Source organism: uncultured Enterococcus sp. (assembly GCF_913775425.1).
In the GTDB taxonomy this organism is placed as follows: domain Bacteria; phylum Bacillota; class Bacilli; order Lactobacillales; family Enterococcaceae; genus Enterococcus_G.
Genome location: NZ_CAJYIS010000038.1, coordinates 1 through 14,520 on the forward strand (window position 1 = coordinate 1; position 14,520 = coordinate 14,520).

The 14,520-nt window shown below is 38.1% G+C and carries 11 protein-coding genes; 7 read left to right on the top strand and 4 right to left on the bottom strand.

Annotation, left to right across the window (positions count from 1 at the left end; all coding sequences use genetic code 11):
• Positions 1 to 315: 315 nt before the first annotated feature.
• The 3 genes from QZ413_RS03920 (at position 316) to QZ413_RS03930 (ending at position 3,082) form a co-directional block, all read left to right on the top strand.
• A complete protein-coding gene (locus QZ413_RS03920) occupies positions 316 to 1,062 on the top strand; it encodes an alpha/beta fold hydrolase (protein WP_297076635.1) in 747 nt (248 codons plus the stop codon).
• Positions 1,063 to 1,163: 101 nt separating this feature from the next.
• On the top strand, positions 1,164 to 2,117 hold the full coding sequence (locus QZ413_RS03925; protein ID WP_297076642.1) for a rhodanese-related sulfurtransferase: 954 nt from the start codon (positions 1,164 to 1,166) through the stop codon (positions 2,115 to 2,117).
• A gap of 83 nt (positions 2,118 to 2,200) precedes the next feature.
• Complete coding sequence (locus tag QZ413_RS03930; protein WP_297076645.1) at positions 2,201 to 3,082, top strand: SPFH domain-containing protein; 882 nt, start codon at positions 2,201 to 2,203, stop codon at positions 3,080 to 3,082.
• A gap of 149 nt (positions 3,083 to 3,231) precedes the next feature.
• Here QZ413_RS03930 and QZ413_RS03935 read toward each other — a convergent pair whose 3' ends face one another.
• Both QZ413_RS03935 and QZ413_RS03940 read right to left on the bottom strand, forming a co-directional pair.
• The gene (locus tag QZ413_RS03935) at positions 3,232 to 4,920 is read right to left on the bottom strand and encodes a sensor histidine kinase (RefSeq protein WP_297076650.1); all 1,689 of its coding nucleotides are present in this window, start codon (positions 4,918 to 4,920) and stop codon (positions 3,232 to 3,234) included.
• Complete coding sequence (locus QZ413_RS03940) at positions 4,913 to 6,391, bottom strand: response regulator (RefSeq protein ID WP_297076658.1); 1,479 nt, start codon at positions 6,389 to 6,391, stop codon at positions 4,913 to 4,915. Before QZ413_RS03940 ends, QZ413_RS03935 begins: the two co-directional genes overlap by 8 nt.
• A gap of 133 nt (positions 6,392 to 6,524) precedes the next feature.
• Between QZ413_RS03940 and QZ413_RS03945 the strand changes: the two genes are divergently transcribed.
• From QZ413_RS03945 to QZ413_RS03960, 4 genes are all read left to right on the top strand, one after another.
• Positions 6,525 to 7,814 carry an ABC transporter substrate-binding protein gene (locus tag QZ413_RS03945; RefSeq protein WP_297076661.1) on the top strand — a complete coding sequence of 430 codons (1,290 nt, stop codon included), beginning with the start codon at positions 6,525 to 6,527 and terminating at the stop codon, positions 7,812 to 7,814.
• Between the two features lie 62 nt (positions 7,815 to 7,876).
• Complete coding sequence (locus QZ413_RS03950) at positions 7,877 to 8,749, top strand: carbohydrate ABC transporter permease (protein WP_297076663.1); 873 nt, start codon at positions 7,877 to 7,879, stop codon at positions 8,747 to 8,749.
• A 1-nt stretch (position 8,750) separates the two neighbouring features.
• Positions 8,751 to 9,581 (top strand): carbohydrate ABC transporter permease, encoded by an 831-nt coding sequence (locus tag QZ413_RS03955; protein WP_297076666.1) that lies wholly within the window; start codon positions 8,751 to 8,753, stop codon positions 9,579 to 9,581.
• A gap of 16 nt (positions 9,582 to 9,597) precedes the next feature.
• Positions 9,598 to 11,781 (top strand): alpha-galactosidase, encoded by a 2,184-nt coding sequence (locus tag QZ413_RS03960; protein WP_297076668.1) that lies wholly within the window; start codon positions 9,598 to 9,600, stop codon positions 11,779 to 11,781.
• A 167-nt stretch (positions 11,782 to 11,948) separates the two neighbouring features.
• Here QZ413_RS03960 and QZ413_RS03965 read toward each other — a convergent pair whose 3' ends face one another.
• On the bottom strand, positions 11,949 to 12,929 hold the full coding sequence (locus tag QZ413_RS03965) for a LacI family DNA-binding transcriptional regulator (RefSeq protein WP_297076670.1): 981 nt from the start codon (positions 12,927 to 12,929) through the stop codon (positions 11,949 to 11,951).
• A 15-nt stretch (positions 12,930 to 12,944) separates the two neighbouring features.
• Positions 12,945 to 14,423, bottom strand: coding sequence for a sucrose-6-phosphate hydrolase (locus QZ413_RS03970; protein WP_297076672.1), 1,479 nt, complete (start codon positions 14,421 to 14,423; stop codon positions 12,945 to 12,947).
• Positions 14,424 to 14,520 lie beyond the last annotated feature (97 nt).

Genomic DNA, 14,520 nt, shown 5'->3' on the forward strand with positions numbered 1-14,520 from the left:
ATGTTTAAAAGTTGCTTCAATGAGTGTCTTTTTTTACTGTTGAAAACTACGACGTTCAATAAATTCTGAATTTAACAATACCGTTTTCGTTGTTTTTCGTGGATAAAGCAATTGATCAACCAGCAGAAATTAGACTTACAAAAACTGGTTATGATCTTTTGAGTAAAACACAAGTCGAAAAAGAATGCCTTTTGGCTCCCTATGAAACAAAAGTGTTGAAATACCCACGCACGTAGATGACTACGTGCGTTTTTTAGGCGTATTAGTTGTACTTTTACTGACTTCATTGTTAAATGAGCATGAGGAGTGAAGGCAATGAAGAGTGTAGTAAGAAGAAGAAAAATTGGAAATATCCCAGTATTAGAAGTAGTAAAAGAGCAAGACATTTATAATGCGTTACCGATGATCGTATATTATCATGGGTGGCAAACAGCAAAAGAATTAGTGTTGACGCAAGGACGTAAATTGGCTGCAGTTGGATTTCGAGTGATCTTACCAGATGCGATGAATCACGGTGAACGCAAAACTGAACGTTCAAAAATTCCTTCATTGACCTTTTGGCAGAGTATCCATACTAATTTATTTGAATTTGATACTATTATCGCTTATTTTGACAAATTGAATTTAACAACGGGTGTATATGGTGTTGGTGGGGTATCAATGGGTGGAATGACCACGACGGCACTGTTAACCCAACATCCGGAAATTCAAGCCGCCGCTTGTGTGATGGGAACACCCAATCTGAATCGCTATAAGGAACGGATCAAAAAAAATGCAGTCAAATATGGATTAGCATTGCCAAAAGACTATGATGCGTTATTAAGTTGGACAGATCATTATGATCTAGCACAAAAGCCAGAAACGCTAGCAAAACGTCCGATCGTATTTTGGCATGGGACAGAAGATGAAAAAATCCCGTTTGAAGACGTGGAAGATTTTATTGAACTCAATGCGCAATCAAATATTACGTTTTGGCAAGAACAAGAACGTCATTTGGTGAAAACGAAGACGATGGATGAGATCACTGATTTCTTTGTGAAGCATTTGTTAGAATTAAACTAAGAAACTACGATAAAAATAAAAAAACTGAACAAAAAACTAGTTTTTCGATGGACTCTTCTATATAATGGATAAGGTATAAATTTAAGGAGGAGACACAATATATGGACTATCGTGTTTTACTATACTACAATTATACAACGCTTGAAGACCCAGAGGCTTTTGCCGCAGAGCACTTAGCATTCTGTAAAGAATTAGGTCTAAAAGGACGTATTTTAGTAGCAAATGAAGGAATCAACGGCACACTATCAGGAACAGTAGCACAAACGGATGCTTACATGGAGCACATGTTAGCGGATCCACGCTTTGCCGATACGATGTTTAAAATCGATGAGGCAGAAGGACATGCATTTAGAAAAATGTTTGTACGTGCGCGCCCTGAATTAGTGTCATTAAACTTAGAGCAAGATATTGACCCACATGAACTAACTGGAAAATATCTAAAACCAACTGAATTTAAAGAAGCATTATTAGATGAAGATACGATCGTAATCGATGCTCGTAATGACTATGAGTACGATTTAGGTCACTTCCGTGGCGCGATCCGTCCGGATATTCGCAATTTCCGTGAATTGCCACAATGGATCCAAGACAATAAAGAACAATTTATGGATAAAAAAGTGGTTACGTATTGTACAGGAGGAATTCGTTGTGAGAAATTCTCTGGTTGGTTATTGCGTGAAGGAATCGAAGATGTCGCGCAACTTCATGGTGGAATTGCAACGTATGGAAAAGATCCAGAAGTACGCGGCGAATTATGGGATGGTCAAATGTATGTCTTTGATGATCGTATCGCGGTTGAAATCAACCAAGTGGACAAACAAATCGTTGGGAAAGATTGGTTCGATGGCACACCTTGTGAGCGTTATATCAACTGTGCCAATCCTGAGTGTAACCGCCAAATCTTAACTTCAAAAGAAAATGAAGACAAACACTTAGGTGGTTGTAGCTATGACTGTGCTGCCAGTGAGCACAATCGCTACATCGTAAAAAACAATATCTCAGCTGAAGAACGTCTAGCGCGTCTAGCTGCGATCCAACAAGAAGTAACAGCATAATCAAACATCCGCTCAAATGGGCGGATGTTTTTTTGTCAGTTAGAAAAAAATATGCGATACTAGAAAAAAAGGAGGAGAGCAACTTGAAAGAAAAACAAACATTTCATATCAATGGGTATTTAGGGTTATTTGTATTATTGATCGTATTATTAGGCGATGCCTTTTTAGTCTATACTGGTGTAACAAATGAGCAGCCAACTTTTGTGATTTTAAGTATTTTGATCGCCATTGTGATTTGCTTATTTGCAAGTTCTTTGACAATCGTTAGTCCCAATCAAGCCAAAGCGATTTTATTTTTTGGTCAATATTTAGGAACGATCAAAGACAACGGCCTATTCATCACAACACCTTTGACCCAAAAGATCAATGTATCGTTAAAAGTTCGTAATTTTAACAGTGCGACCTTGAAAGTGAATGATCTAGATGGAAATCCAATCGAGATTTCAGCTGTTGTAGTGTTTAAAGTGGTCGATACAGCCAAAGCGTTGTTTGATGTGGACCAATATCAAGAGTTTGTTGAGATTCAAAGCGAGACAGCGATCCGTCATATTGCTTCTCAATATCCTTATGACACGTTCAATGATGATGATCTTACCTTGCGCGGCAATACGAGCGAAATTTCAGAAGAACTAGCCAAAGAATTACAAGAACGGTTAGCTGTAGCTGGAGTAGAGGTGATCGAAACACGTCTAAATCATTTAGCTTATGCAACAGAGATTGCAAGTGCCATGTTGCAACGTCAGCAAGCACGCGCGATTTTAGCCGCGCGTCAAACAATCGTTGAAGGGGCAGTATCGATGACTCAAATGGCGCTAGAACAAATTCAAGATGGTCAAGATATCGTCTTTACCGATGATCGCAAAGTTCATTTGATCAATAATTTATTGGTATCGATCATTACCGATAAAGGGACGCAACCGGTGATCAATACAGGGGATGTGCAAGGTGAGCGAACGATCAGATGAAGCGCATCTACTTCAAATAAAAACGTTCTATCTTTTAAAAACGAATAAACAGTGTTCCAGATTAAATAAGCCAAATCATTCCCGAGATAGATGCCCCTATTTCGGAATGATTTGGCTTATTTTTTCGAACTTACAACTTTGACTGCAGTTTATTTTTTGGGGAGGATGATGGAAACGATGGTACCTTGATTAGGAAGACTAGTCATCGTGAAAGTTGCTTCGTCTTGAAATAGTAGCCATAGACGTTCTTTGATATTGGTCAAGCCGATACCAGAAAAACGTTTTTTAGTATCAGGTGGTGCAACGATCCCAATCCCATCATCGATGATTTCAATTTTTACTTGTGTTTGTGTATGAGAAACTAATACATTGATCTGACCGATTCGTTCATTTGGAAAGGCATGGATGAAAGCATTCTCAACGATAGGTTGCAAAAGTAGTTTTGGCACAAGACTCGTTGCTTCTTCACGATCTTGATACAAATGAACCGTGACATGAGTTCCAAAACGTATTTGTAAAATAGTAATATAATCTTTTAAAATACTTAGTTCTTCTTGAAGTGGAATCAATTCTGCTGTATTGCCAATCGTATATTGCAATAAACGTGTAAAGGCTTCAATCGACGATACGGCTTGTTCATTGTCTTGCTTCATAATTTGGAATTTGATCGCAGTCAGTGTATTGTAGATAAAATGTGGCTGAATCTGTAATTGAAGAGCACGAATCTCCATTGCCCGTTTGATATCTGCTTGTACCATGATCTCGGTTAACGAATCTTGAAGATCGTCTAGCATTTTATTGTAGGCACGTTGCAATGTTTGAATTTCTTGTGTACCTGAAACAAGAATCTTAGGTGGTAAATCGCCATAGTTCACTTGTTCTAGCTGATTGGCCAAGGTATATAAAGGTGCAATTCGTTTTTTGATCAGCCAAAAAGCTAAAGTAGCACTAAGCAAGATCATCAAGGCTAGCAAGCTATAAATCAAAGGCTGTAAAAATAAATCATTGGCTACCAGTTGGTTATTGGTAATGATCTTTAGAGTATAACCAAAAGTGGCGACTGGAAAATATTGAATATGCAAGCTATTATCTGTTTGATCATTCGTCATTTGAATCAAGTTTTTGGCAGTAGCAGGTGTTTGATTTGACGAAATCAGTGTGGATTGGGTATCGTAGATCACGATTTGATCAATATCCGCGTTAAAGATAGAGCGATAAAATTTAGCAAAATCGCTATCGGAAATAAAGATCAATGCAGCACCAACCACGGTTTTATCATCGTCTAAGATCGCTTTAGAGATGACTAGTCCACCTTCGGATTTCGTATTAGGAAAATAGCCGTTCTCAAGTGCTTGGTAATGGAGTTGATACGGTCGTTTGAGTGTTTCTTTAAAGAAAGTTGCATTTAATAGTTCAGTGGAACTCGTGCTTGGGTAGACACCATTTTGGGATAAAAATTTACCATCTAGATTAATCAAAAGTAAATGGCTGGCGATTTGATCGTAGAGATAGTTACTCTGCTTTAAACTTTTTAATAATTGATAGAGCAATTGATTTTTGGCTACAGGATCTAATTTAGGATCATTCAGAAAAGTCGTGATATACGGATTTTTTTGTAAATCTAAAAACTGGTTCGTCAGACTATCATTTAGTTTAGTATAATCTTCTTGGATTTTTTTCATGCTCGTATTGACCGTTTTGATATGGGTATTGATATACACTTTTTCAGCACTTTTTAACGTCAACAAGACGCTTATAAACGATACGGTCAGAATACTGATCAAAAAAAGTAAAAAGAATTGGACGAATAGTTCATTTTTTTTGTACCACTTATACATGTTCGATTCCTCGACGGTATTGACTTGGTGTTTGCCCAGTCCGCTTCTTAAACACTTTTGAAAAATAACTAATATCTGTAAATCCAATCGATTCAGCGACTTCTGAAATCGTTACGTCTACTTGTTTTAATAAATCTTTGGCCCGTTTGATTCGTAACTCATTCATATAGTCGGTAAAATTCATCTCTGTTACTTGGGGAAATAAAGAAGATAAATAACTATAATTATAGTGAAAATGATCGGCTAGTTCTTTTAAGGTCACTTGACGGTGTGTATTGCGATATAAATAATCGGAAATCTCGTGAAACGGTAAATGAGCTTCTTGTTGTCTTGACTGAAAAATTAGTTGTAGCTGTTGCAACTTTTCGATAAAACGTTGCAACATATCCTGTTGATTTGCAGCAGCATGCATTGTTTGTAAAATTTCTAATTTCATCAACGTCAATTCTTGTGCCGTTACGTTTAGTTGTTCCAATTCATTGATCAAGGCAAATAAAACGTAAGAGATATATTCTTTTGTAACGGCTTCAGTTAAAACAAGTGGTGTCAGTGAATGCGTGTGATCGATCAAAAAATTGAGCCCACCAATCGGATCAGCGACTAAAAAATAATGCTGAAACGTTTGTTTTGGAAACTGTGGAAGGGTATCTATCAGGATGTTTTCTTCAGCAAATACAATTTGTCTATTCAACGAAAACTGTAACTCAAGTTTTGGTTGGATAGTTGTTTTTAATGTTTCTGCAAGTACATCCTCAACCTTAAGCCATTTTGCGACAAAAAATAATTCTTTTTGACAGGTAAAATTAGTCGTGATCAATTTTTGGATTGCATAGTTCGTTGCAGAGGTATCAATAAAAAATAGATACATTTTTTGATAGACAAGAGACACGATGAATGTGTCGGGAAATAGTTTTACCAAGTAATCCGTTAATACCTGTTTATACTTCTCAGGACTTTTGTTCACACGTGCAACTAAAAGCAATGGAGCATCTGTTTGAAAACGAGCAAAAAAACGTGTTTGTTCTTCTATCGGTAATGTTGGGCTAGTTACAAGTAATTTTGCTTGCATCTGGGCAGAGTAAGACAAGGATTGCTTGGGTAATTGCTCGTTAAAACGCATCAGTAATGGAGCAAGAGCGGCTTCTGAGAATGAGGCTTTTAGTAAATAATCGGCTGCACCTAACTGCAATGCTTGTTTCACGTAATCAAATTCACTGTAGTTACTCAAAATTAAAATCGTTACATCTGGTTGCATGATTTTCGCTTGTTGCACGAGTTCTAAGCCATCCATTTGTGGCATGATCAAATCACAAATAATCAAATCAACGGGACCTTGTTGTAAAAGCGCAAGAGCTTCTTTACCATTTTCTACAGAGCCTACGACACTATAGCCGTATTTTTCCCAAGGAATAAGTTCTGCGATAGCATTTCGTAACTCATTTTCATCATCGACTAAAACCAAGCGTTTCACACGATCTCCTTCTTTCCTTCAAATTGGTAATTATTTTATATTTTGGTATTATTTTTGAAAGCGTTAACAAAAGTATTAAAAATGTGTGTTATTTAGTATATCATGAATTCACAAAGCAAAGGGGGAAGTAAGCATGAAAAATTTTATCAAATGGACACTTTTAGGAAGCTCGGCACTTTTATTGGCTGCATGTAGCAGCAATAATGAGAGTACAAGTGATAGTGGTAAAAAAGATAATTCCGAGTTAGTTGCGTGGGCGTGGGACCCTACATATAATATCAAAGCCTTGGAAGAAGCGGATAAAGTCTATGAACCAGATACGGAAAACTTAAAAATCGTATCCAGTTCACAAGAAGATGTCGTTCAAAAATTAAATACAGCATTAAGTGCAAACAATAAAGATGGTCTTCCAAGTATCGTTTTGATTGAAGATTATCGCGCGCAAAGTTTCTTGAAATCGTACCCAGATGCTTTTGAGGATTTGAGTGACATTGTGAAAAAAGATGATTTTGCCGAATATAAATTTCCATCGATTTCAAATGATGGTAAGGTCTACGGAATCCCATTTGATAGTGGGGTAACAGGAATGTATTATCGTACTGATTTATTGCAAGAAGCAGGTTATGACGAAAAAGCTTTGGAAAATATCACGTGGGATGATTACCTTAAAATCGCTAAAGATGTAAAAGAAAAAACAGGTAAAGCCATGTTGACTGTCGATCCAAGTGATCTAGGAATCGTAAGGGTCATGATGCAGTCAAGTGGTGCTTGGTATACTGACGAAGATGGAAAAATCGACATTGAAAATAATGATGCATTAAAAGCTGGCTTAAAAGTATTTGCTTCTTTAGTCAACGATGGGATTTCAGAACCAGTTGCTGGATGGGATGCTGGAGTTGAGGCGATGAATACCTCTAAAGTAGCGTCAAGCGTTACAGGATCTTGGTATTCTAGTTCAATCAAACAAGCTGAAGATCAATCTGGAAAATGGCGTATTGCACCAACACCACGATTAAGTACGATCAAAGATTCAAAAAATGCCTCTAACTTAGGTGGATCAAGTTGGTATGTGCTAAAAGGTGTGGGGGATACAGAAAAAGCGAAAGCCTTCATGAAAGATACGTTTGCAAGTAGTACAGACCTCATGGAAACTTTGACCAAAGAGATCGGCTTAGTCAGCACGTTAAAAGCAGCGAAAGAAACACCGATCTATCAAGAACCTGTTGAATTTTATAGTGGTCAAAAAGTATATGCCGACTTTTCGACTTGGATGAATGACGTGCCAGCGGTTAATTATGGTCAAGATACGTACGCGATCGAAACTGTAATGTCTGAATATGCACAACAAATCATCAATGGCGATGACATCGATAAAGTATTAAAAGATGCACAAAAACAAGTCGAAGCAAACGTCAAACAATAAGCACACTGAGAGTAGGCTTGCCTACTCTCTTCTACATATAGGGGAAAATAGGGGGAAATAGCATGGAGAAAAAAGCTGCACGAAAAAGTAATGGTCGTAGTTTTATTTTTTTACCGATTTTATTGATTTCATTAGTTGTGTTTATTCCAATGATTTTTGCATTGATTCGTTCTTTTCAAACAGGCTCGCCAACAGCCATGACGTTTAATGGACTTGATAACTATAAACGGATGTTCACCGATACAACATTTCGTAAAGCCTTTTTTAACACCTTTATTTATTTGATCATTCAAGTACCGATCATGTTGTTTTTAGGATTGATTTTTGCACAATTATTAAATGACCGTAAATTAAAATTCAAAGGTTTTTTTAGAACAGCGCTTTTTTTACCTGCGATCACTTCATTGGTTTCGTATTCTTTGATTATTAAAAGTTTGTTTGCGACCAATGGATTTGTCAATAATTTGTTACTTAGTTTAGGTTGGATCGATCAAGCAATTCCTTGGTTGACGGACTCTTTATGGGCAAAGATTTTGATCATTGTATCGATTACGTGGCGTTGGACGGGATATAATATGATTTTTTATATCTCAGGTATGCAAAATATCGACAATGAGATCTATGAAGCAGCAGACATCGACGGTGCTTCAAAATTCCAACAATTTTTTAAAATTACAATTCCTAATTTAAAACCAATCATTTTGTTTACGACAATTACGTCAACGATTGGAACTTTGCAATTATTCGATGAAGTACAAAATATTACTAAAGGTGGGCCGGCAAATGGAACGACGACGCTATCACAGTATATCTATAATCTAAGTTTCCGCTTTACACCGGATTTTGGTTATGCAGCAGCGGTTTCATTTGTTATCGTATTCTTTATTGTAGTATTGTCATTGATTCAACGCATGGTGTTAAAGGAGGAGAAGTAAGATGAAAAAATTCGGCTCGATTATTAAATATATTGTATTAAGTATTGCAGCAATCATTTCCTTGTTTCCTTTTTTATGGATGGTGTTAAGTACGACCAACAAAGCTGTGGACATCAATGCTGGAAAATTTATGCTTGGGGATCAGTTGATGATCAATATTCAAAATATGCTAAGTAATGACGTAGAATTTTTGAATTCGCTAAAAAATTCAGCGATCATTGCGATCGTTACCACGATTTTTGCATTGATCTTATCTTCGGCAGCAGGGTATGGTTTTGAGATCTTTAAAAGTAAACGCAAGGAATTTATCTTTAATATCTTATTGTTGTCGATGATGGTCCCATTTTCAGCCTTGATGATTCCGCTATACACGATGTTTAGTAAGTTAAATGGCACACCATTTAAGTTTTTAGGATTAGACTCATTAGCTTCAGTAATCATTCCTAGTATCTGTACGGCTTTCTTGATTTTCTTTTTTAGACAAAATATCAAAGCGTTTCCTAAAGATTTAGTTGAAGCAGCTAGAATCGATGGCTTGAACGAATGGCAGATTTTCTTTCGTATCTACATGCCAGCAGCTAAAAACACCTATGCTGCAGCAGCGATCATTACGTTTATGAACAGCTGGAATAACTACCTATGGCCGCTAGTCGCTTTGCAATCACCAACAAAACGAACAGTGCCGCTAGCATTATCCGTTATGGGGGCATCTTATACACCAGATTATGGAATGATGATGACCAGTATCGTTGTGGCGACGATTCCAACAGCCATTATCTTCTTTGTATTACAAAAACAATTCGTCCAAGGAATGTTGGGTGCAGTAAAATAAGTTTAGGAGTGTAGGTATGGTTAAAATTACAGTTGAAAATCAAGTGTTTCATCTAACAAATGGAAGTATTAGTTATGTAATGGAGGTAGAAGAATTTGGACAATTGGCCCAGCTTTATTATGGTCAAGCGATCAGACATTATTCAGGTCATATGCATTATCCAAGACTAGATCGCTCATTTTCACCAAATCCTAGTGGTACGACCGATCGCTTCTTCTCATTAGACACACTATTACAGGAATATCCGACAAACGGGAGCGGTGATTTTCGTGAACCAGCCTTAGCCTTAGAGTTTCAAGATGGTAGTCAAGTGACGCGACTAGAATATGATCGTTACGAAATTTGCGATCAAAAGCCTAAACTTTCAGGGATGCCTCATGCCTTTGCCAGTGAACAAGAGGCGAAAACACTAGTCATCTATCTGAAAGATCATCTAAAAAAAATCGAAGTCGCACTCTTTTATACGATGTTTGACCAAGTCGATGTGATCACCAGATCCACCACGATTACCAATTTTGGTGATGAAGTGATCAAAATCAAGCAAGCAGCCAGTGTGGCACTAGATTTTGCGACATCACTAGGACAATTACAACACTTAAGCGGGACTTGGGCACGAGAACGGATGATCGTACGTGAGAACATCACAAGTGGTGTCAAAAAACTTTCAAGTACCCGTGGCGCTAGTAGTCATTTCCATCATCCATCATTCACACTGTTAACGCCACAAACAACAGAGTTTCAAGGAGAAGCATTTGGTTTTTGCTTGCTGTATAGTGGCAATCATCAATCAATGATCCAGCAAGATGCCTATGATCAAATCCGAATCACAATGGGGATCAATCCGGATAAGTTTTTATGGACGCTTGACGCACAACAGATGTTTCAAACACCAGAAGCGGCTATGGCGTATAGTCATACAGGATTAAACGAGCTATCGCAACAATTTCACCGCTTTTTTGAACAGCATGTAATCCGTTCACCATTTAAAGATACTGCACGTCCGGTATTGATCAATAATTGGGAAGCTACTTATTTTGATTTTGATCAAACACGTTTGGAAGTCTTGATTGATGAAGCAAGTCAATTAGGTGTTGAATTGTTTGTTTTAGACGACGGCTGGTTTGGAGAGCGTAATGACGACCAAAGTTCACTAGGTGATTGGCAAGTCAATCTTAAAAAACTCGAACATGGACTTGCTGGAGTGTCTAAGTATGCTCATCAAAAAGGGATGCAGTTTGGGTTATGGTTTGAGCCGGAAATGGTTTCTGAGAAGAGTACGTTATTTGCTTTGCATCCTGAATGGGCCATACAAACACCAGGACGTACGCTCTCGCTAAGTCGCAGTCAATATGTATTGGATTTAGCCAATGGAGCTGTCCAAGATTACTTATATGAAGCCATTGCGACGATTTTAGAAGAAACACAGATCGACTATATCAAATGGGATATGAATCGCAATATCACTGAAGCATATAGCATAAGTTTAGCAAGCGACCGACAAGGTGAGTTTTTCCATCGCTATATTTTGGGTGTGTATGCCTTACTAGAGCGATTGACTCAAGATTATCCAGATGTTTTGATCGAAGGCTGTTCTGGTGGGGGTGGACGTTTTGATGCTGGGATGTTGTATTATACACCACAAATTTGGACAAGTGATAATACAGATGCCTACGAGCGGTTGAAAATCCAATATGGAACAAGTCAACTTTTTCCGCCGTCAACGATGGGAGCGCATATTTCTGCGGTACCAAATCATCAGACCGGACGAATGACGTCATTGGCTTTTCGTCGAGATGTGGCGATGTGTGGTATTTTTGGCTTAGAATTAGATTTAACAGCACTCTCAGTCACTGAGAAACAAGAGATTGCAACTGCGATCGCTTTTTATAAAACCAATCGACAATTGTTACAATATGGTGCTTTTTATCGATTAGTGAGTCCCTTTGAGCAAAAAGATGCCGCTGTTATGGTTATCAATCAAGAGAAGAGTGAAGCAATCGCCTACTATTATCGAGGATTGATCATTCCTTCTGAACCGTTACACATTTTGAAATTCACAGCATTAGATCCTGATCGTCTCTATGAAGTGAATGGACAACAGCAACTTTACGGCGATGAACTGATGCAAGTCGGTCTATATGTGCCACTTCCTAATATAGGCGATTTTCAAAGCATTCGATTCCATCTGCGAGCAATGTAAAAAGAGAATGTGACAGAAGTGGGCAGCTCTAAGAAATAAGCCACATCATTGCCGAGAATAGATTGATCTATTTCGGTCATGATGTGGCTTATTTTTCAAAGGAGCTATTTCTGGAACACCGTTTATTCGATTGCTAGAAGATGTGATAGAAGTCTGTCGCATCTTTTTTAGTATTGTCGATGAATCAATTTCCCAGGTAAAACATATAATGGATCGAGTGGTTTTTCAGGCGTTAAAATCCGATAAAGCAATAATTCGATCAGTAAATCAGCCATTTCTTCTATTGGCTGTGCAATCGTCATTAGTGTTGGAAAATAGGTTTGGATCATTTTAGTTCCATCATATCCAATCAACTGCAATTCATCAGGAATCTTGATCTCAAGTTCCTGACATAAATTCGCCACTAAAATTGCGGTTAGATCATCTGTACAAAACAGAGCATCAAAATCACGTTCTTGTAAAATCGAACGCAATTTACGTTGTTTTAATGCTGGTGAGGATTCAAATTCTGCAAAACGATAAACATGTTCTGTTAAGTTATGTTCTTTGATCAACGCTTGATACCCTAATAAGCGTTCATTTGTTGGTGAGTTTGAAGATAAGCTACCCGTGACGATTGCGATATTTTTCGCACCTTGCTGATAGAGTGTTTGTGTGGCTAGATAACCGCCGTAGAAGTTGTCACTACCTACGATCGGGATCCCATCTGCCAAATACCGATCAAATGATACCACCGGCAAATCGAGTTCTTTATATTCTTCAATACCCAAATTATGCGCTCCGGCAATGATTCCATCGACTTTATTGGCATTTAACATATTCAAGTAGCTACGCTCTTTTTCACTATTGTGTGCACAGTCACACAAAATCGTTTTATAGCCACGCGTAAAGAGTTTTGTTTCTAAACACTCCACTAATTCTCCAAAAAATGGATTGGCTACTGTTGGAAAAACAAGTCCAATCAATTGCGTTTTTTTTCCTTGAAGGGAGCGCGCTAATGAATTTGGTTGATAATTTAATTCTTGCATCGCTTGTTGGACTTTTTGGATCGTTTTTTGGCTTAGTGAACCGTAATTGTTGATCACTCTAGAAACGGTAGTAGGTGAGACACCTGCACGTTTGGCAACATCGGTTAATTTGACTACCATGTAGCATTCCTCATTCTATTCATTCATTGATCGTAACGGCCAAAAGGCGACGTTTTCGGCACTACCTGTTAACGCGAGCGTTCGTTGTTGTTTTGTTGGAAACATCCGACCACTCAAGACAGCTTCCCCATGATTGATAAATAACTCAAACATCGAACTATCGACGAATAATTGTAAATGTAAGGTCTTTGTTCTAGCTTGATAACTTCTTGTCGTACCATATTCAGGACTAGGAACGTGCGTCATTTGTCCACGATCTACGCTTATCATACCACGAGTCGTATCAAATGCGATGACTAATCCTTTTGTATGATCTGAATTTGCGGCAATCACTAATTCTCCGCGCTCTCCTTCTGGTAACGTGAGTTGCAGTTCATAACTGTTGTTCTCAGCTGTCAGACCGTCTTGCAATTGTTTGACGGTAACGGGAAGGGCTTCTTGTCGTAGTAATGCCGTTTCGCTAGCAGGGCGTTGATACAAGTGTCCATCTTGGAAGTGTAGTTCACGGACAAGGGTTAAGCCGTGTGCCCAATTTTCTTGATCAGTAGGATAGTGTAATTCCGGTAATCCCATCCAACCGATCGTCAAAGCACGACCATCTGGTGCTTGGAATCCTTGTGTTGCATAGACGTCAAATCCTTCATCGATATGTGAAAGCGTAGAAGGTGTCGTGAGCGTAGCCGTTTTGGGATCAAATTTTTCTGCAGTGATATAGGTATTTGGATAAATGTTTTGGTAATCGAAGATCGTTTTGTCGATTCCTTGTGGGCAAAAGATCAACACTGCTTGACCGTCAACAAATAATAAATTTGGACATTCGATCATATAGCCCATTTCTTGATCCGTAAATGTTAACGCACCTAGTAAGTTCCAGTTGATTCGATCATCTGATTGGTAACACAATACTTGGCCTTTTTCATCATCTGTTTGTGCGCCGATGATCAAATAATATGTATCCTCGTAGAAAATTACCTGTGGATCACGAAAATGGTGGGTATAGCCCTGTGGCGGATCTGGAATCAATGGCGTGTCGATTTTTTTGACGGTAAAATCAGATTCCATGTAAGCTCCAAGCTGGTAGGCATGGCGATCCCATTGGGCATTTCTTACATTTCCTGTGAAAGCTAAAAACAATTGATCACCTACAGGCAATGCTGAACCAGAATAGACTCCGTGCGAATCATAGATGCTATCTGCTTCAAGACGAATCCCATCTCTTTTCCAATCAATGAGGTTATCAGAGTACAAATGATACCAAGATTTCAAACCATGAACAGGGCCAAAAGGATAGGCCTGGTAAAAAATATGCCATTGTCCATTGAAGTAAGAAAAACCATTTGGATCATTTAAAAGACCTGTGACTGGTTGGATATGATAGTGAAAACGCCAGATCGAAGCATCGACTTGCTTTGTTAGTTCATCTACGTAGGCTTTTGGCCATTTATCATAAGGACGATAGCGTAATTCAGTCGTCCATTCTTGAATCATTTCCATATTTTTTTCTCCTTTACGTAACCGTATTCTTATCTTCTTTAAAATAGCTGATTTTTATTTTTTTGTCAAACGTATATCAAATGTAAGGGTTAACTAT